20 protein-coding genes are annotated in these 16,218 nt (G+C 59.9%); 16 read left to right on the top strand and 4 right to left on the bottom strand.

The window, feature by feature from the left end:
• Window positions 1–95 precede the first annotated feature (95 nt).
• The 8 genes from rpsP to WA943_RS04910 all read left to right on the top strand — a co-directional run bounded on the left by rpsP (window position 96) and on the right by WA943_RS04910 (window position 6,824).
• The gene (gene rpsP, locus WA943_RS04945) at window positions 96–485 is read left to right on the top strand and encodes a 30S ribosomal protein S16 (protein WP_424468739.1); all 390 of its coding nucleotides are present in this window, start codon (window positions 96–98) and stop codon (window positions 483–485) included.
• Window positions 486–503: 18 nt separating this feature from the next.
• Entirely contained in the window at window positions 504–1,046 is a 543-nt protein-coding gene (rimM, locus tag WA943_RS04940; RefSeq protein ID WP_424468738.1) for a ribosome maturation factor RimM, read from the top strand.
• Window positions 1,039–1,761: a tRNA (guanosine(37)-N1)-methyltransferase TrmD gene (trmD, locus tag WA943_RS04935; RefSeq protein ID WP_424468737.1), complete on the top strand. Its 723-nt coding sequence runs from the start codon at window positions 1,039–1,041 to the stop codon at window positions 1,759–1,761. The genes rimM and trmD overlap by 8 nt, the downstream gene beginning before the upstream one ends.
• A 92-nt stretch (window positions 1,762–1,853) precedes the next feature.
• Complete coding sequence (gene rplS, locus WA943_RS04930; RefSeq protein ID WP_424468736.1) at window positions 1,854–2,243, top strand: 50S ribosomal protein L19; 390 nt, start codon at window positions 1,854–1,856, stop codon at window positions 2,241–2,243.
• A gap of 147 nt (window positions 2,244–2,390) precedes the next feature.
• Window positions 2,391–3,794 carry a 3-isopropylmalate dehydratase large subunit gene (leuC, locus tag WA943_RS04925; protein ID WP_424468735.1) on the top strand — a complete coding sequence of 468 codons (1,404 nt, stop codon included), beginning with the start codon at window positions 2,391–2,393 and terminating at the stop codon, window positions 3,792–3,794.
• An 11-nt stretch (window positions 3,795–3,805) separates the two neighbouring features.
• The gene (leuD, locus tag WA943_RS04920; RefSeq protein WP_424468734.1) at window positions 3,806–4,411 is read left to right on the top strand and encodes a 3-isopropylmalate dehydratase small subunit; all 606 of its coding nucleotides are present in this window, start codon (window positions 3,806–3,808) and stop codon (window positions 4,409–4,411) included.
• Window positions 4,412–4,537: 126 nt separating this feature from the next.
• On the top strand, window positions 4,538–5,647 hold the full coding sequence (leuB, locus tag WA943_RS04915) for a 3-isopropylmalate dehydrogenase (protein WP_424468733.1): 1,110 nt from the start codon (window positions 4,538–4,540) through the stop codon (window positions 5,645–5,647).
• A 154-nt stretch (window positions 5,648–5,801) separates the two neighbouring features.
• A complete protein-coding gene (locus tag WA943_RS04910; RefSeq protein WP_424468732.1) occupies window positions 5,802–6,824 on the top strand; it encodes an aspartate-semialdehyde dehydrogenase in 1,023 nt (340 codons plus the stop codon).
• A 14-nt stretch (window positions 6,825–6,838) separates the two neighbouring features.
• Here WA943_RS04910 and pdxY read toward each other — a convergent pair whose 3' ends face one another.
• Window positions 6,839–7,684 carry a pyridoxal kinase gene (gene pdxY / locus WA943_RS04905; RefSeq protein WP_424468731.1) on the bottom strand — a complete coding sequence of 282 codons (846 nt, stop codon included), beginning with the start codon at window positions 7,682–7,684 and terminating at the stop codon, window positions 6,839–6,841.
• 130 nt (window positions 7,685–7,814) lie between these two features.
• On the opposite strand from pdxY, the gene WA943_RS04900 reads away from it, so the two are divergent.
• The 7 genes from WA943_RS04900 (at window position 7,815) to WA943_RS04870 (ending at window position 13,986) form a co-directional block, all read left to right on the top strand.
• Complete coding sequence (locus WA943_RS04900) at window positions 7,815–8,705, top strand: HpcH/HpaI aldolase/citrate lyase family protein (protein WP_424468730.1); 891 nt, start codon at window positions 7,815–7,817, stop codon at window positions 8,703–8,705.
• Window positions 8,702–9,751, top strand: a complete 1,050-nt coding sequence (locus WA943_RS04895; RefSeq protein ID WP_424468729.1) for a MaoC family dehydratase — start codon at window positions 8,702–8,704, stop codon at window positions 9,749–9,751. The genes WA943_RS04900 and WA943_RS04895 overlap by 4 nt, the downstream gene beginning before the upstream one ends.
• A 59-nt stretch (window positions 9,752–9,810) precedes the next feature.
• Window positions 9,811–10,383, top strand: coding sequence for a PAS domain-containing protein (locus tag WA943_RS04890; protein ID WP_424468728.1), 573 nt, complete (start codon window positions 9,811–9,813; stop codon window positions 10,381–10,383).
• A gap of 183 nt (window positions 10,384–10,566) precedes the next feature.
• Window positions 10,567–10,971 carry a succinate dehydrogenase, cytochrome b556 subunit gene (gene sdhC / locus WA943_RS04885; RefSeq protein ID WP_424468727.1) on the top strand — a complete coding sequence of 135 codons (405 nt, stop codon included), beginning with the start codon at window positions 10,567–10,569 and terminating at the stop codon, window positions 10,969–10,971.
• Entirely contained in the window at window positions 10,971–11,369 is a 399-nt protein-coding gene (sdhD, locus tag WA943_RS04880) for a succinate dehydrogenase, hydrophobic membrane anchor protein (RefSeq protein ID WP_424468726.1), read from the top strand. The genes sdhC and sdhD overlap by 1 nt, the downstream gene beginning before the upstream one ends.
• Window positions 11,370–11,391: 22 nt before the next feature.
• On the top strand, window positions 11,392–13,191 hold the full coding sequence (sdhA, locus tag WA943_RS04875; protein WP_424468725.1) for a succinate dehydrogenase flavoprotein subunit: 1,800 nt from the start codon (window positions 11,392–11,394) through the stop codon (window positions 13,189–13,191).
• A gap of 18 nt (window positions 13,192–13,209) precedes the next feature.
• A complete protein-coding gene (locus WA943_RS04870) occupies window positions 13,210–13,986 on the top strand; it encodes a succinate dehydrogenase iron-sulfur subunit (RefSeq protein WP_424468724.1) in 777 nt (258 codons plus the stop codon).
• Window positions 13,987–14,204: 218 nt separating this feature from the next.
• Here the strand turns inward: WA943_RS04870 and WA943_RS04865 are convergent, their stop codons facing one another.
• Window positions 14,205–14,741 (bottom strand): hypothetical protein, encoded by a 537-nt coding sequence (locus WA943_RS04865; protein WP_424468723.1) that lies wholly within the window; start codon window positions 14,739–14,741, stop codon window positions 14,205–14,207.
• A gap of 77 nt (window positions 14,742–14,818) precedes the next feature.
• Here WA943_RS04865 and WA943_RS04860 point away from each other — a divergent pair, with 77 nt between their 5' ends.
• Window positions 14,819–15,205: a VOC family protein gene (locus WA943_RS04860; RefSeq protein ID WP_424468722.1), complete on the top strand. Its 387-nt coding sequence runs from the start codon at window positions 14,819–14,821 to the stop codon at window positions 15,203–15,205.
• Between the two features lie 217 nt (window positions 15,206–15,422).
• On the opposite strand, the gene WA943_RS04855 is transcribed toward WA943_RS04860, so the two are convergent.
• Window positions 15,423–15,722: a putative quinol monooxygenase gene (locus WA943_RS04855; RefSeq protein ID WP_424468721.1), complete on the bottom strand. Its 300-nt coding sequence runs from the start codon at window positions 15,720–15,722 to the stop codon at window positions 15,423–15,425.
• 108 nt (window positions 15,723–15,830) lie between these two features.
• Window positions 15,831–16,106 (bottom strand): hypothetical protein, encoded by a 276-nt coding sequence (locus WA943_RS04850; RefSeq protein WP_424468720.1) that lies wholly within the window; start codon window positions 16,104–16,106, stop codon window positions 15,831–15,833.
• Window positions 16,107–16,218: the final 112 nt, after the last annotated feature.

The following is a 16,218-nucleotide window of genomic DNA, read 5'->3' as shown; positions in this document are numbered from 1 at the left end:
CCCCGGACTTCCCGGTTCCAAGGGGGCCGGCGGCAAGAAGAAATAGATTTCATGCGTTTTATAAGTTTCAAGTTTCACTGAAGAGGTAAAAGACAATGTCACTCAAGATCAGACTCGCCCGTGGCGGCGCCAAGAAGCGTCCCTTCTATCGCGTCGTCATCGCCGACACGCGCAGCCCGCGCGATGGCCGTTTCATCGAGAAGATCGGCTCCTTCAATCCGCTCCTGCCGAAGGACCACAAGGACCGCGTCGTGCTCGATCTCGAACGCGCCAAGCATTGGCTCTCGGTTGGCGCGCTGCCGACGGACCGCGTTGCACGTTTCCTCGACACAGCCGGCCTGATGAAGCGCAAGGCGACGAACAATCCGGAAAAGGCGAAGCCGAAGGCGAAGGCGCTTGAGCGTCTTGAAGCTGCTCGTCTTGCTGAAGAAGCTGCAAAAGAAGCAGCGGCAGCTCCGGCAGTGGAAGCTCCGGCCGAGGCGTAAGCCTTCGGTCAAGCGTTCATGTCCCAGGCAAGCCCTGATGCATCGCGTGTCTGCCTCGGCGTCATTGTCGGCGCGCATGGCGTGCGCGGCGGCGTCAAGGTGAAGCCTTTCACGGACGATCCGCAGGCGGTTGCCGCTTACGGGCCGGTCGAGACGAAGGACGGTTCGCGGCGGTTCAGGATCGAGACGGCAGGCATGGCGAAAGATGCCGTGATCTGTCGGCTCGAAGGCGTGAACGACCGCGATCAGGCCGAGGCGCTTCGGGGCACGGAGCTTTACGTGGACCGGGCGCGGCTGCCGAAAGTGGACGAGGAGGAGGGCTGGTATTACGCCGACCTCATCGGACTTGCGGCGGTTGGTATCGATGGGCGCGTTTATGGCCGTGTCGTCGGGGTGCAGAATTTCGGGGCGGGCGATCTGATCGAGGTTGCGCGTCCTGAAGGCGGGCTGACGGTTCTTGTGCCGTTCACCGACGAAAATGTGCCTTCCGTCGATATCGAGGCCGGGCGCGTCACGCTTGATCCGCCCGGAGGGCTGTTCGAGGAGGGGGCTGATGAGTAGCCCCTGGCGCGCGACGGTGCTGACGCTCTTCCCGGAGATGTTTCCGGGGCCGCTTGGAGTATCGCTGGCGGGCCGTGCGCTGGCTGCCGATCTCTGGCAGCTTGAGGCGGTGGATATAAGGGGCTTTGCGACCGACAAGCATCGCTCGGTCGATGACACGCCTTCGGGCGGCGGCGTCGGCATGGTGATGCGGGCGGATGTTGTGGCGGCGGCGGTCGATGCGGTGCATGACGCTGCCAAGCCATTGATTTACTTATCCCCTCGGGGGAAACCCCTGACGCAGGAGCGCGTCAGGGAGCTTGCGGCAGGGCCGGGCGTGACGCTTCTTTGCGGGCGTTTCGAAGGGCTTGACCAGCGGGTCATCGAGGGGCGAGTTATGGAAGAAATCAGCTTGGGGGATTTTATCCTTTCAGGCGGGGAGCCGGCGGCGCTGGCTCTGCTGGATGCGATCGTCCGGCTTCTTCCCGGCGTCATGGGCAAGGAAGCCTCGGGCGACGATGAAAGTTTCGAGAGCGGGTTGCTTGAATACCCGCACTACACGCGGCCCCAGATATTTGAGGGTCGCGAGATCCCGGCGGTTCTGACTTCCGGCGATCACGGAAAGATAAAAGCCTGGCGGCGTGCCCAGGCTGAAGAGACGACAAAGCTAAGGCGGCCTGACCTTTGGGAGAAATTTCTCGCAAGCAGGCCCAAAGACAGTCGCAAGTCCGACTGAAGTGTGTTAGTGAAGCCCGCTTCCGGGCGAGGTAATCCTCGCGAAGGTCCGCCGCGGACCATCCGGACGCCTGCATATCCGAGGGTTAAGACATGAATATCATCGAGCAGCTTGAGCAGGACCAGATGGGAACGCTCTCCACGGGTAAGGAGATTCCCGATTTCGCGCCCGGCGACACGCTGATCGTCAATGTGAAGGTTGTCGAAGGCGAGCGTTCGCGCGTCCAGGCCTATGAAGGCGTCTGCATCGCGCGTGCCGGTGGCGGCATCAATCAGAACTTCACGGTTCGCAAGATTTCCTACGGCGAAGGCGTTGAGCGTGTATTCCCGCTTTTCAGCCCGCTCGTGGACAGCATCAAAGTTCTCCGCAAGGGCCGTGTGCGCCGTGCGAAGCTCTATTATCTGCGCGGTCGTCGCGGTAAGTCCGCTCGAATTGTCGAGAAGCAGGACTTCAAACGTCGCGAAACGCCCGGCGCGGCCTGAACTCGTCCGTAATTCACGGACAGAAAGCAAAAGCGGGCAGGGCCTCGAGCCCCGGCCCGCTTTTTGTTTTTCGGCTGCCCGACACCACTTGAGTTCTAGATACTCGCGACGCCTCGCTTGAGCGCCTGCGCGAAAAGGAGAAAGAAAATGGCACCTCGTACAATGTACGACAAAATCTGGGACGCGCATCTCGTCGAGATGGCTGAGGATGGCACCGGACTTCTCTATATCGACCGCCATCTTGTGCATGAAGTCACGAGCCCGCAGGCCTTTGAAGGTCTGCGCATGGCTGGCCGCAAGGTCCATGCGCCTGCCAAGACGCTCGCCGTCGCCGATCACAACGTGCCGACGACCGACCGCTCGAAAGGCATTGCGGACCCTGAGAGCCGCATCCAGGTGCAGACGCTTGAAGACAATGCCAAAGAGTTCGGCATCGAATATCTCAAGATGAACGACATCCGTCAGGGCATCGTGCATATCGTCGGGCCGGAACAGGGCTTCACGCTGCCGGGCACGACCATTGTTTGCGGCGACAGCCACACCTCGACGCATGGCGCATTCGGCGCGCTTGCGCATGGCATCGGCACGTCCGAAGTCGAGCACGTCCTTGCCACGCAGACGCTGATCCAGGCGAAGGCGAAGAACCTGCGCATCAATGTCGTCGGCAAGGCGCCGGAAGGCTTCACTGCCAAGGACATTGCGCTTGCCATCATCGGCCATATCGGCACGGCAGGCGGCACGGGCTACGTCATCGAATATGCAGGCGAGGCGATCCGCGATCTGTCGATGGAAGGCCGCATGACGGTCTGCAACATGACCATTGAAGCGGGCGCGCGCGCTGGCCTCATCGCGCCTGACGAAAAGACCGTCGCCTATTTCAAGGGCCGCCCGATGGCGCCCAAGGGCGAGAACTGGGAGAAGGCGGCTGCCTATTGGCTGACGCTGCCGTCCGACGAAGGCGCGCATTTCGACAAGGAAGTGACGCTCGACATCGCCAATCTGCCGCCGATGATCACCTGGGGCACGAGCCCTGAAAATGTCATCAAGATCACCGACCGCGTACCCGATCCCGCGCTCGTTGCGGATGAAGGCAAGCGCAACGCGATGGAGCGTTCGCTCGCCTATATGGGCCTGACCGCAGGCACGCCGATCACGGACGTGAAGATCGACCGCGTGTTCATCGGTTCGTGCACCAATGGCCGCATCGAAGACCTGCGCGCCGCTGCTGTTATTGCCAAGGGCCGCAAGGTTGCGTCCACGGTCAATGCGATGGTCGTGCCGGGTTCGGGTCTGGTGAAAGAACAAGCTGAAGCTGAAGGCCTCGACAAGATTTTCATCGAAGCAGGCTTTGAATGGCGTGAGCCCGGTTGCTCGATGTGTCTGGCGATGAATGCCGACAAGCTTGAGCCCGGCGAGCGCTGCGCATCAACGTCGAACCGCAACTTCGAAGGCCGTCAGGGCCGTGGCGGCCGCACGCATCTCGTCTCGCCTGCAATGGCTGCGGCGGCTGCGATTGCCGGCCACTTCGTCGATGTGCGGAAGATGAACTGAGGAGACGCCAGATGGACAAGTTCAATAAACTCACAGGCGTTGCGGCGCCGCTGCCGCTGATCAATATCGACACTGATATGATCATCCCCAAGCAGTTCCTGAAGACGATCAAGCGCACGGGTCTCGGCAAGAACCTGTTCGATGAAATGCGCTATGACGACAGGGGCAACGAGATCCCGGATTTCGTGCTGAACAAGCCCGCCTATCGCAATGCGCAGATCCTCGTCACGGGCGAGAATTTCGGCTGCGGTTCGTCGCGCGAGCATGCGCCCTGGGCGCTGGTCGATTTCGGCATTCGTTGCGTCATTGCCACGAGCTTTGCCGATATTTTTTACAATAACTGCTTCCAGAACGGCATTCTGCCGATCGTGCTTCCGCAAGCCGATGTGGACAAGCTGATGGATGACGCCCAGCGCGGCTCCAATGCCGTCGTCACGATCGATCTTGAGGCGCAGGAAATTCGCGGCCCCGATGGCGGCGTCATCAAGTTCGATATCGATGCCTTCCGCAAGCATTGCATGCTTGAAGGTCTCGATGGCGTCGGCCTGACGATGAAGAAGGGCGCGGAGATTGCGACTTACGAAAAGCGCCACGCTGTCGAGCAGCCCTGGCTGTAACAAAGACTGACTGTCATGCCCGGACGCTCCTCATATTTTGAGGAGGCCGGGTATCCAGAATGACAAGCACGGAGCAAGTGATCCTGGATTGCCGGGTCAAGCCCGGCAATGACGAGAGTAGGAAAGATGAGCACGAAGAAGATCCTGATTGTTGCTGGCGACGGCATCGGCCCGGAAGTGATGGGTCAGGTTGAACGCGTCATTGGCTGGTATGCGAAGAACCGCAAGTTCGATGTCGAGATCGATCGCGATCTCGTCGGCGGCTGCTGCTACGACGCGCATGGCGTTGCAATCACGGATGCGACGATCGAGAAGGCGCTGAAGTCGGATGCGGTTTTCCTCGGCGCGGTCGGCGGCCCCAAGTGGGATGCAGTGCCTTATGACGTGCGGCCGGAAGCAGGCCTTCTGCGGCTGCGCAAGGATCTTGAGCTCTTCGCCAATCTTCGCCCCGCGCTTTGCTTTGCGGCGCTTGCGGATGCTTCGTCGCTGAAGCGCGAAATCGTCGAAGGCCTCGACATCATGATCGTGCGCGAGCTGACCGGCGGCGTTTATTTCGGTGAACCCAAGATCATCGAAGACCTGCCCAATGGCGAGCGTCGCGGCATCGACACGCAGGTTTATACGACGAGCGAAATCCGCCGCATCGCCGCGGTGGCTTTCGAGCTGGCGCGCAAGCGCGGCAATCGCGTGACCTCGGTCGAGAAGCGCAATGTGATGAAGTCCGGCGTGCTTTGGTACGAAGAAGTCATCAAGCTGCATGCCGAACAGTTCTCCGATGTGAAGCTCGATCACATGCTTGCCGATAATTGCGCCATGCAACTTGTGCGCAACCCGAAGCAGTTCGACGTCATCGTTACCGACAATCTCTTCGGCGACGTTCTCTCCGATATCGCCTCGATGTTGACGGGTTCGCTCGGCATGTTGCCGTCGGCCTCGCTCGGCGCGAAGGATGCGAGCGGCAAGGCGAAGGCGATGTATGAGCCGGTGCATGGTTCCGCACCCGACATTGCCGGCACGGGTGCGGCCAATCCGATTGCGTCGATCCTCTCCTTTGCGATGGCGCTTCGCTACACATTCGATCGCGGTGCTTGTGCTGACCTGCTGGAGAAGGCGGTTGATGCCGTTCTCGCCAGTGGATTGCGCACGGGCGACATCATGCAGGCTGGCATGACGAAGGTCGGTACGCTCCAGATGGGTGATGCGATCCTGAAGGAACTGGATCGGTTGAACGGATAAGCAGAGGACTCGTTCTTCGAGACGCGCGATTGTGTCGCGCGTCTCGGGATGAGAGATGAGTTCAGTATGAGTTCCTTATCCTGAGAAGCCGCAGAGCGGCATCTCGAAGGATGAGGCCCGCAGGTTCCGTCGCCGGGAACACAGGAGAAGTCACATGGGTTACAAAGTTGCCGTTGTCGGTGCCACGGGCAATGTGGGCCGCGAGATGCTGAACATCCTCGAAGAGCGCCAGTTTCCGGCTGATGAGGTTGTTGCGCTCGCTTCACGCCGCAGCCAGGGCACGGAAGTTTCCTATGGCGATAAAATCCTGAAGGTGAAGGCGCTCGAAAATTACGACTTCAAGGGCACCGATATCTGCCTGATGTCGGCGGGCTCGACCGTTGCCGCCGAATGGTCCGGTCGTATCGCGGCGGCGGGTTGCGTGATGATCGACAATTCGTCCAAGTACCGCATGGATCCCGATGTGCCGCTCGTCGTGCCGGAAGTGAATGCGGCGGCGATTGCCGGCTATACGAAGAAAATGATCATCGCCAATCCCAATTGCTCGACGGCGCAGATGGTTGTGGCGCTTAAGCCCTTGCATGACGTCGCGAAGATCAAGCGCGTCATCGTTTCGACCTATCAGTCGACATCGGGCGCGGGCAAGGAAGGCATGGACGAGCTTTTCGAGCAGACGCGCGCGATCTACGTCAACGATCCGGTGGAGCGCAAGAAGTTCACCAAGCAGATTGCCTTCAATGTCATCCCCCATATCGATGTCTTCATGGAGGATGGCTACACGAAGGAAGAGTGGAAGATGGTGGTCGAGACGAAGAAAATTCTCGATCCGAAAATCAAGGTCACGGCAACCTGCGTGCGTGTGCCGGTTTTTGTCGGCCATTCGGAATCGCTCAATATCGAATTCGAGAATCCGATTTCGGATGAGGAAGCGCGCGAAATCTTGCGCGAGGCGCCCGGCTGTCTCGTTGTCGACAAGCGCGAGGACGGCGGCTATGTGACGCCGCTCGAATGCGTCGGCGATTTTGCGACCTATATCAGCCGCATCCGCAGCGACCCGACCGTCGATAACGGTCTGGCGATGTGGGTCGTGTCCGACAATCTGCGCAAGGGCGCGGCGCTCAATGCCGTGCAGATCGCGGAAATTCTCGGCGCGCGCTATCTGAAGAAAGCGGCCTGAGGTTCGGGCCGTTCTCAGAAAATCTCTATCGAAGGCAGCAGGCCCGGATCCCAGATCATGCCCTGATCGCGGGCGAGGGCGAGTTCGCTTCGACCCGCCTCGATGCTTGATTTGACGAGAGCCGCTGTCGAGGCGGTTGCCCGCGCCAATGCGAGCGGCACGTCGTTGCCGGTGAGAAGGCGCGACAGGAAAATCGCCGAGAAGAGATCGCCTGTGCCCTTGGGCGCGGTGCCTCCTTCCGGCGGCTTATGCACCAATGTTTCGGTGCGATAGCCTTTCTTGCCATCGACGGCGAGGCAGGCGATGCGGCCTTCCGGGGCAGGCGCCGATGTCACGGCGACGATTTTCGCCTTGAGGCTTTTGGCAAGTGCGATGGCTGCGCGCGCGTCGCTCGGTGTTTCGCCGGTCAGTCTGCCGAATTCAAACCAGTTGGGCGTGAGAATGTCCGCCTGAGCGGCGAGTTCCTTCACGGCGGCCTCGATTTCCGGCGCGACATAAAGCCCGTTCGGCTCGTCGCCCATGATCGGATCGCACAGATAGAGTGCGGCCGGGTTCGCAGCCTTTACGCGCTCCACCGCGTCGGCAACGGCATCGGCATGACCGGGTTCGGCCAGATAACCTGAAATCACGGCGTCGCAGCGTTTCAGCCAGCCCTGCGCATCGAGTGCTGCAATGAGGCTCGCGATCAATTCCGCTTCGACCGGCCCGCCTTCATATTTGCCATAGCCGGGATGATGGGCAAGGAGAACGGTTGGTACAGCCCAGACCTCATGGCCGAGCCGCTGAATGGCAAAGCCTGCTGCAGAATTTCCGACCGCGCCATAAATGACCTGGCTCGAGATGGAAAGGATTGTTGCCATTCATCTTCCTCATGGCCCCCGCCGCCTGAATCCGCTTCACTATCGGTTCCAAGATTTATAGTGTCCCTTTCGCGTGCGCGAGAGCTTAAAGAAAGCCGGGCACGAGAAGCCTAAAGTGTTGGGAGCCTGCATGTCCAATTTGTCCGCCCGTCCGCGTCGCAGCGTCCTCTACATGCCGGGGTCGAATGCCCGGGCGATGGAGAAGGCGCGCGATATTCCCGCCGATGCGCTTATCCTCGATCTGGAGGACGCCGTTGCGCCCGATGCCAAGGAAGAGGCGCGCGCGCAGGTCGTTGCCGCGGTGAAGGCAGGCGGATATGGCAAGCGTGAAATCGCCATTCGTGTGAACGGTCTCGATACGCCCTGGGGCATGGACGACATCAAGGCGGCGGTTGCCGTGCAGCCGCATGCGATCCTCGTGCCGAAGATCAATTCAGCCGACGATGTTGCACGGGCCGAAGCGGCGCTCACGCAAGCGGGGGCAAGTGCGAGCTTGCAACTCTGGTGCATGATCGAGACGCCGCTGGCGATCCTCAATATTCAGGCGATCGCGGAGCAGGCGCGGGCGCTCGGCTCGCGCATGACGCTCTGGGTCATGGGGACAAACGATATTGCGAAGGAGCTTCGTGCGGCGCATACGCCTGATCGTGTGCCGATGCTTGCATCGCTCGGCCTTTCGGTGATTGCGGCGCGCGCATATGGCCTCGTCATTCTCGACGGCGTTTATAACGACATCAAGAATGAGGAAGGCTTTACCGCCGTTTGCGAACAGGGCCGCGATATGGGCTTTGACGGCAAGACGCTCATTCATCCGAGTCAGGTTCTGCCTTGCAATACGGTTTTCTCGCCCGATCCTGAAACGGTTGCCTTTGCACGGAAGACTATCGACGCATTCGAATTGCCCGAAAACAAGGGCAAGGGTGTGCTGAAAGTCGATGGCCGCATGGTCGAGATACTTCATGCTGAAATTGCCAAGCGTACCGTCGCCATTGCGGACGCTATCGCGGAGCTTGAGGCATGACGAAGACCAACGCTGGAAACTTCTTCGAGGATTTCAAGGTCGGGCAGGTGCTCACCCATGCGACGCCACGCACGCTGAACGAGGGAGATCGCGCGCTATATCAGGCGTTGTTCGGTTCACGCTTCAGTCTGCAATCCTCCGACGAGGTGGCGCGCGCGGCAGGCTTTGCGCAATCGCCCGTCGATGACCTGCTCGCTTTTCATGTCGTTTTCGGCAAGACCGTGCCGGATATTTCGCTCAATGCGGTTGCCAATCTTGGCTATGCCGATTGCCGCTTTCATAAGCCTGTCTTTCCCGGCGATACGCTTTCGACGATCTCGAAGGTCATTGGCCTGAAGGAAAATTCAGACGGCGCCACGGGCGTCGTTTATGTGCGCTCGACCGGGCGCAACCAGAAGGCAGAGATCGTTCTTGACTATGTGCGCTGGGTGATGGTGCGCAAACGCGACAAGGCAAGCGCCGCGCCGGTTACGGATGTGCCCAAGCTCCCCGCTGCTGTTGACGCCGGCAGTCTTTTTGTTCCGGCGGGCACGGACTTCAGGAGTTTCGACATAGCAGCGTCGGGTTCGCCCCATCTCTGGGACGATTACGAGGTGGGCGAGAAGATCGATCATGTCGACGGCATCACGATCGAGGAAGCCGAGCACATGATGGCGACGCGCCTCTATCAGAATACGGCGAAGGTTCATTTCAATCAGTTCACCGAAGGGCAGGGTCGTTTTGGTCGCCGCCTGATTTATGGCGGTCACGTCATCTCGCTTGCGCGCGCCCTTTCTTTCAACGGCCTGGCCAATGCCGTTCTCGTCTCCGCGATCAATGGCGGGCGTCATGTGGCGCCATGTTTTGCAGGCGATACGATCTTTGCCTGGTCGAAGGTGGTGGAAAAAGCGCCGCTCGCCGGACGCAGCGATATAGGCGCATTGCGCGTATGCACTATTGCGACGAAAAACCTGCCCTGCACGGACTTTCCCGGTGCGCTGGAGAAAGGCTATGCTGATGGGGTTGTCCTCGATCTCGACTATTGGGTCTTGATGCCACGAGGATAAGTCCTGTACTGCGTTGCGATGGAGAGTGCCATCGCCGACAGGCAAAGCTCAGAGGTGTCATGTTTCAGTCGCATCCAGATCAGGGTTCCCACGCGCTTTCTCAGCCCCGTGTGCGCACTGCCGAAAGCATTGCTTTTGAGGATGGCTGGAAGATTGCGAGGGGCACGGCGCCTGTTGCAAGCCGCGACGCGATCGGGCTGAAGCAGTTTGCGAAGTTCGCAGCCCAGATGGCGATCATTGAGCCCGATCCGAAATCCCAATCATTGCCGTTCAGATTGAGCGGGTCGGGGTTTTTCGATCTGCTGGGATTTGAAATCACCGGGATGGACTATCTCGATCTTGTCGATCCGGCGATCAAGGAAGGGGCTCATGCATGTGTCATGGCCTGCCTTCAGCAGCCTTGCGGTCTTTGGCAATATACGCCTGTGCAGACCGAGGACGGCGACGAAGCGTGGTTTGAATACACGATCCTGCCCATCGCGAAAAATGCAGCCGAGGCCGATCATATTCTTGTGTTCGTTACGCGCCAGCATCGGCCGGGCAAGGATGTGCCGACGGTGAAGCGCATCGAGCATTCCACCGTCTGGCAGTGGATCGATCTCGGTTTCGGCGTGCCCGATATGGCGCTCTGATTTTGCGCGACAAATGTTGCGCTCGGCTGTTCTCGGCATCGTGACGTAGCGTTACCCACCTCGCATGTGCGAACCGTTCTCAAAATAGATAATATTATGTGCGTATCCGCATTTGCCTTCATCGGCAACGCGCGATAAACAACAACTAACCCACCAGCCCGACGTAATTCCGGGAATCAAGAAATGGCTGCACCGCGACAGGTCGAGCGTCCGCTTTCGCCGCATCTACAGATTTATCGATTCACGATCACGATGTTCATGTCGATCGTGCATCGCATCACAGGCATGGGCCTTTACTTCGGCACCGCGCTTCTCGCCTGGTGGCTCATTGCCGCCGCGACGGGGCCTGATGCCTATGCCGTCTTCCAGAACGTTGCCGGGTCGTGGATCGGCCAGCTCGTCCTCTTCGGCTTCACATGGGCGCTTATTCATCACCTGCTGAGCGGCATCCGCTATTTCTTCTGGGATGCGATTGTCGCCTTCAATCTGAAGACGGCCGACATCATCAGCTGGGCGGCCCTGATCGGCGGGTTTGTGCTGACGGTTATCGTCTGGGTCGCGGCTTACGGTTTGCGGGGGGCGCTCTGATGTCCGGTTCGGCAAAAAATGATATGCGTACGCCCTTCGCCAAGGTGCAGCACCTCGGCTCGGCAAAATCCGGTACGCGGGACCATTCGCGCCAGCGCCTGACGGCGCTTGCCATTGCGCCGCTTGCCATTTTCTTCCTCGTTTCGATTGTCGCGCTTTCGGGTGCGGATTACGAAACGGCGCGGCGCTATCTCGCCAATCCGCTGGTTTCGATCCTTCTGCTTGCGCTTATCGGCGCCGCCATTGTGCATATGCGCATCGGCATGCAGATCGTCATCGAAGACTATGTGATATCCGAGGGGCTGAAGCACTTCACGCTCATCGCCAATACTTTCTTCTCCTATGCCGTCGGTCTTGCCTGCGTTTACGCGGCGCTCAAGATCGGTTTCGGTTCCTGATTTAACGCGTCGAGACAAGATCATGGCGGCATCGCAGAGCTATACCTTCATCGACCACACCTTCGACGTCGTCGTCGTCGGTGCGGGTGGCGCGGGGCTTCGCGCGACTTTGGGTTGCGTCGAGAAGGGCCTCAAGACCGCGAACATCACCAAGGTTTTCCCGACGCGCAGCCACACGGTTGCAGCGCAGGGCGGCGTCGCGGCCTCGCTCGGCAATATGGGGCCGGACGATTGGCGCTGGCACATGTACGACACGGTCAAGGGCTCCGACTGGCTCGGCGACCAGGACGCCATCGAATATCTCTGCCGCCACGCGCCGACCGCCGTTTATGAGCTTGAGCATTTCGGCGTGCCCTTCAGCCGTACCGAAGACGGCAAGATCTATCAGCGCCCCTTTGGTGGCATGACGACGAATTTCGGCGAAGGCATTGCGCAGCGCACCTGCGCCGCCGCCGACCGTACCGGCCATGCGATGCTGCATACGCTCTACGGCCAGTCTGTGCGCCACAATGCCGAGTTTTACATCGAATATTTCGCCATCGACCTCATCATGGATGAGGAAGGCGTCTGCCGTGGCGTCGTCGCCATCGACATGGCGAGCGGCGAAATCCACCGTTTCCGCGCCGCGCTCGTGATTCTCGCGACCGGCGGCTATGGCCGCGCCTATTTCTCGGCGACCTCGGCCCATACCTGCACGGGCGACGGCAATGCGATGGTGCTGCGCGCCGGCCTGCCGCTGCAGGACATGGAATTCGTGCAGTTCCATCCGACGGGCATTTACGGCTCCGGCTGCCTCATCACCGAAGGCTCGCGCGGCGAAGGCGGCTATCTCGTCAATTCGACGGGTGAGCGCTTCATGGAGCGCTATGCGCCTTCCGCGAAGGACCTTGCCTCGCGCGACGTTGTTTCGCGCGCCATGACGATCGAAATCCGCGAAGGTCGCGGCGTCGGTCCGAACAAGGACCACATCTTCCTGCACCTCGATCATCTCGATCCGAAGATTCTTGCCGAGCGTCTGCCCGGTATTTCGGAATCGGCGCGCATTTTTGCGGGCGTCGATGTGACGAAGGAGCCGATCCCGGTGCTGCCGACGGTCCATTACAATATGGGCGGCATTCCGACGAATTATCACGGCGAAGTGCTGACGCTCAAAGACGGCAATCCCGACACGGTCGTTCCCGGCCTCATGGCTATCGGCGAAGCGGCCTGCGTTTCCGTTCACGGCGCCAATCGTCTCGGCTCCAATTCGCTCATCGATCTCGTGGTCTTCGGCCGCGCGGCGGGCCTTCGGGCAGCGGAACTTGTTCAGCCGAATGCGCGCCAGCCGGAATTCAAGAAGGGCGCGGGCGACAATTCAATCGCGCGTCTCGACCGTTTCCGCAATGCCAGTGGCTCGACGCCGACGGCGGAACTTCGCGGCCGCATGCAGCGCGCGATGCAGGATGACGTCGCTGTCTTCCGCACCGGCGAGACGCTGGAAGAGGGCCGCAAGCGTATTGCCGAAGTCTTCTCGCAGATTACAGATATTCGCGTCACCGACCGCTCGCTCGTCTGGAACTCGGACCTCATCGAGACGCTTGAATTCGACAATCTGATCGTCCAGGCGGTTGCGACCGTCGAAGGTGCGGTCGGTCGCAAGGAAAGCCGCGGCGCGCATGCCCGCGAAGACTTCCCCGATCGCGACGACGCCAACTGGATGAAGCACACGCTTTGCTGGGTCGATGGCCAGACGGGGAAGCCCACTGTCGATTATCGCCCGGTGCACGCCTATACGATGTCGTCCGACATCGACTACATCAAGCCGAAAGCGCGCGTCTACTGACACGCAAAGGGTTCGATCATGGTTCAACTATCTCTGCCGAAAAATTCCCGTCCCGTCGAAGGCAAGACCTTCAAGGCGGCGGGCGCGACGCGCGTGAAGAATTTTCGCGTCTATCGCTGGTCGCCCGACGACGACAAGAACCCGCGCATCGACACTTATGAAGTCGATCTCGACAAGTGCGGGCCGATGGTTCTCGACGCGCTGATCAAGATCAAGAACGAGATCGACCAGACGCTGACCTTCCGCCGCTCCTGCCGCGAGGGTATTTGCGGGTCCTGCGCGATGAATATCGACGGGCAGAACACGCTCGCCTGCACCAAGGGCATCGACGAGTGCAAGGGCGATGTGAAGGTCTATCCGTTGCCGCATATGCAGGTCGTGAAGGATCTCGTGCCGGACCTGACCAACTTCTATGCGCAGCACGCCTCGATCGAGCCCTGGCTGCACACGAAGTCGCCGGAGCCCGAGAAGGAATGGAAGCAGAGCCACGAGGAACGCGAAGCCCTTGATGGTCTTTATGAGTGCATTCTCTGCGCCTGCTGCTCGACGTCCTGCCCATCCTATTGGTGGAATGGCGACCGCTATCTCGGCCCCGCCGCGCTCCTGCAGGCCTACCGCTGGCTCGCCGACAGCCGCGACGAAGCCAAGGGCGAACGCCTCGACAATCTTGAAGACCCCTTCAAGCTCTATCGTTGCCACACGATCATGAACTGCGCGAAGGCCTGCCCCAAGGGCCTCAACCCCGCCAAGGCCATCGCCGAAATCAAGAAGATGATGGTCGAACGCCAGGCGTGATCTTCCGCGTTGAACGAAATGCAAAAGGCCGCCTCATCGGGCGGCCTTTTTGTATGCGGTTCGATCAGCCTATGGCGTCATCCCCGGGCTTGTCCCCGGAATCCATTGGGCCGAGCCACGGTTTGAAGCTGCAGGTGGATTCCGGCAACAAGTGCCGGGACGACGCATCTATTTGTGGTGAGGGTGCGGGTCCAACCGCGACGAAGGGGTGAGCAGTATCACTCCGCCACATACTCCGCATTCGGCGTTCCATATCGCGCCTCGAACATCATGGCGGCTTTCAAATCGGCATAGGTCTTGAACGCGCAATCGTTGCCGCTCGGCTCGATATGAAAATCCGCGCGGGATTTCCCGTGCTCTGCCGCGAGGCGGGCGAAGTCGCTGCAAACGGGTGCGTAGCGCAGCCATTTGGTGCCCGTATTGTGAAAGAGCGCGTAGCTCGTCTCGCCGGGTTTTGTCATGTCGCGCGAGAGGGCGATGAAGAAGCCGTTACCTATGTCGTCCGTCAAGCCTTTGACGGGCTTCTCGTCTTGCAATGTGTAGACATAATCTGCGCCGTCGCGCGTCACCGTCAGGTGGTCGGGTGCGCCGTCGATGCGTTTGCCGAGGGGGTCGATTTTCCAGACCGTGAAGCGCGCACCGTCCGCAATCGGATAATCAGCGTCGGCGGGCGTGAAGAGCGGCGTCTTTGAGACAAAGCAGCCCGACAGCAAGCCTGCGGCTGCGACGACGATCAGCAATCGCATGTAAGACATCTGGTTCCTCGGTTGTCCGTGCCGCGATCTCGGGCCTATGCTGCACCTCGCCACAGATGGAAGCAACGGAGGACCCCATGCTCGATCATGTAGGCTTGAGCGTCACGAATTACGAAAAATCGAAAGCCTTTTACGAGGCGGCGCTGGCGCCGCTGGGCTATGCCCCTTTGATGGTCGTGCCGAAGGAGCATACGGGCGGCATCGGCGTTTGCGGTTTCGGCGTTGCACCGAAGCCTGATTTCTGGATCGATGGTGCGGGGCGTCCCTCGCCCAAGCTTCATGTCTCTTTCCGCGCCGATACGCGCGGGGCGGTCGATGCGTTTCATACGGCGGCCATGAAGGCGGGCGGACGCGACAATGGCGGGCCGGGACTCAGGCCGCATTATCACCCGAATTACTACGGTGCTTTCGTGTTCGATCCGGACGGCCACAATATCGAGGCTGTCTGTCATACGCCGGAATAGGAATTCGCATAAAAAAGGCCCGCGTTCTGAGGAGAAACGCGGACCTTATATCGAGGAGGAGATAGGCCGGGGCACTTGGCTTGCCGGGGCTCCGCCTTATGGTTTGCACCACGCTGATGAACAGCGTGAGAGAAGCTTATGTCCTCAAAGATAAACGTGACGTGAACGGAACTTAAAAAGCGCGAGGGTGTTGATTACGAATTGGTAACCCGCGGCTTTACGGTGCGTTCTTCGGCGCAATGGTGCGGATTTTCATGTCGGCGTCGCCGTCGGTGAGTTTGCGCAGATGCTTCACGAAATCGAGGCAATAGGCTTGCGCGAAATGGAAATCGACCGCCGTCCGGTCTTTCCATTCTTCATAGAAGAAGAAAATCCCCGGTTCCATCGCATCTTCAAAGAGGGAATAAGACAGGCAGCCATCTTCCTCGCGCGAGAGCGTCACCTGACGCTCGGAGATATCGAAAAATGCTTTCCTGTTGGCGTCGGGAATTTTCATTCGGCCGGTGATGACAATCAAACGCGCCCCCTCTGGTCAGCTCTTTGCGCCAGCCTAGCGCGTGTGCAGGCACAAGAAAACGCCGGCGCTCTGAGGGAGAGGCCGGCGTTCAGTCTCGATGGTGAAGGATTACTCGGCTGACTTGTCCGTCGCCGGGGCGGTCGTGCCCGCGGCACCAGCTTCTGCCTTGACGCTGTCTTCGGTCGTCGCCGCAGTGTCGGAGTTCACGGCATCTTCCACTTTCACGGCAGCTTCAGCCGCCGCGCCTGTGGCGGGCGCTTCAATGGCGGGCGCGGTTGTACCGGCATCAATGGTCGCGGCGGCGCCTGCGTCGGCAGCCAGGGCGATGCCCGGCGCGAGAGCGATGAGAGCGGCGGCGAGGATTGTATTGCGCATTTTGGACATGGATCGTTCCTTCCACATTTGATTTCCACGTATCTCGATCGAGGAGGCGTCGAGATCGTCGTGGAAACAGATTGCGGCTTTCCACCTGAACCCAGAATGAACGGGTTTGAAG

The sequence above is a fragment of the Parvibaculum sp. genome, assembly GCF_049651025.1.
Taxonomy (GTDB): Bacteria; Pseudomonadota; Alphaproteobacteria; order Parvibaculales; family Parvibaculaceae; genus Parvibaculum.
The sequence above is the reverse complement of the archived record's forward strand: the minus strand, read 5'-3'. Positions and strand labels throughout refer to the sequence as shown.

Excerpts from the sequence above, each read along its gene's own strand:
- rpsP (WP_424468739.1), top strand. The coding sequence starts at position 96 with ATGTCACTCAAGATCAGACTCGCCCGTGGCGGCGCCAAGAAGCGTCCC.
- rimM (WP_424468738.1), top strand. The coding sequence starts at position 504 with ATGTCCCAGGCAAGCCCTGATGCATCGCGTGTCTGCCTCGGCGTCATT.
- trmD (WP_424468737.1), top strand. The coding sequence starts at position 1,039 with ATGAGTAGCCCCTGGCGCGCGACGGTGCTGACGCTCTTCCCGGAGATG.
- rplS (WP_424468736.1), top strand. The coding sequence starts at position 1,854 with ATGAATATCATCGAGCAGCTTGAGCAGGACCAGATGGGAACGCTCTCC.
- leuC (WP_424468735.1), top strand. The coding sequence starts at position 2,391 with ATGGCACCTCGTACAATGTACGACAAAATCTGGGACGCGCATCTCGTC.
- leuD (WP_424468734.1), top strand. The coding sequence starts at position 3,806 with ATGGACAAGTTCAATAAACTCACAGGCGTTGCGGCGCCGCTGCCGCTG.
- leuB (WP_424468733.1), top strand. The coding sequence starts at position 4,538 with ATGAGCACGAAGAAGATCCTGATTGTTGCTGGCGACGGCATCGGCCCG.
- WA943_RS04910 (WP_424468732.1), top strand. The coding sequence starts at position 5,802 with ATGGGTTACAAAGTTGCCGTTGTCGGTGCCACGGGCAATGTGGGCCGC.
- pdxY (WP_424468731.1), bottom strand. The coding sequence starts at position 7,684 with ATGGCAACAATCCTTTCCATCTCGAGCCAGGTCATTTATGGCGCGGTC.
- WA943_RS04900 (WP_424468730.1), top strand. The coding sequence starts at position 7,815 with ATGTCCAATTTGTCCGCCCGTCCGCGTCGCAGCGTCCTCTACATGCCG.
- WA943_RS04895 (WP_424468729.1), top strand. The coding sequence starts at position 8,702 with ATGACGAAGACCAACGCTGGAAACTTCTTCGAGGATTTCAAGGTCGGG.
- WA943_RS04890 (WP_424468728.1), top strand. The coding sequence starts at position 9,811 with ATGTTTCAGTCGCATCCAGATCAGGGTTCCCACGCGCTTTCTCAGCCC.
- sdhC (WP_424468727.1), top strand. The coding sequence starts at position 10,567 with ATGGCTGCACCGCGACAGGTCGAGCGTCCGCTTTCGCCGCATCTACAG.
- sdhD (WP_424468726.1), top strand. The coding sequence starts at position 10,971 with ATGTCCGGTTCGGCAAAAAATGATATGCGTACGCCCTTCGCCAAGGTG.
- sdhA (WP_424468725.1), top strand. The coding sequence starts at position 11,392 with ATGGCGGCATCGCAGAGCTATACCTTCATCGACCACACCTTCGACGTC.
- WA943_RS04870 (WP_424468724.1), top strand. The coding sequence starts at position 13,210 with ATGGTTCAACTATCTCTGCCGAAAAATTCCCGTCCCGTCGAAGGCAAG.
- WA943_RS04865 (WP_424468723.1), bottom strand. The coding sequence starts at position 14,741 with ATGTCTTACATGCGATTGCTGATCGTCGTCGCAGCCGCAGGCTTGCTG.
- WA943_RS04860 (WP_424468722.1), top strand. The coding sequence starts at position 14,819 with ATGCTCGATCATGTAGGCTTGAGCGTCACGAATTACGAAAAATCGAAA.
- WA943_RS04850 (WP_424468720.1), bottom strand. The coding sequence starts at position 16,106 with ATGTCCAAAATGCGCAATACAATCCTCGCCGCCGCTCTCATCGCTCTC.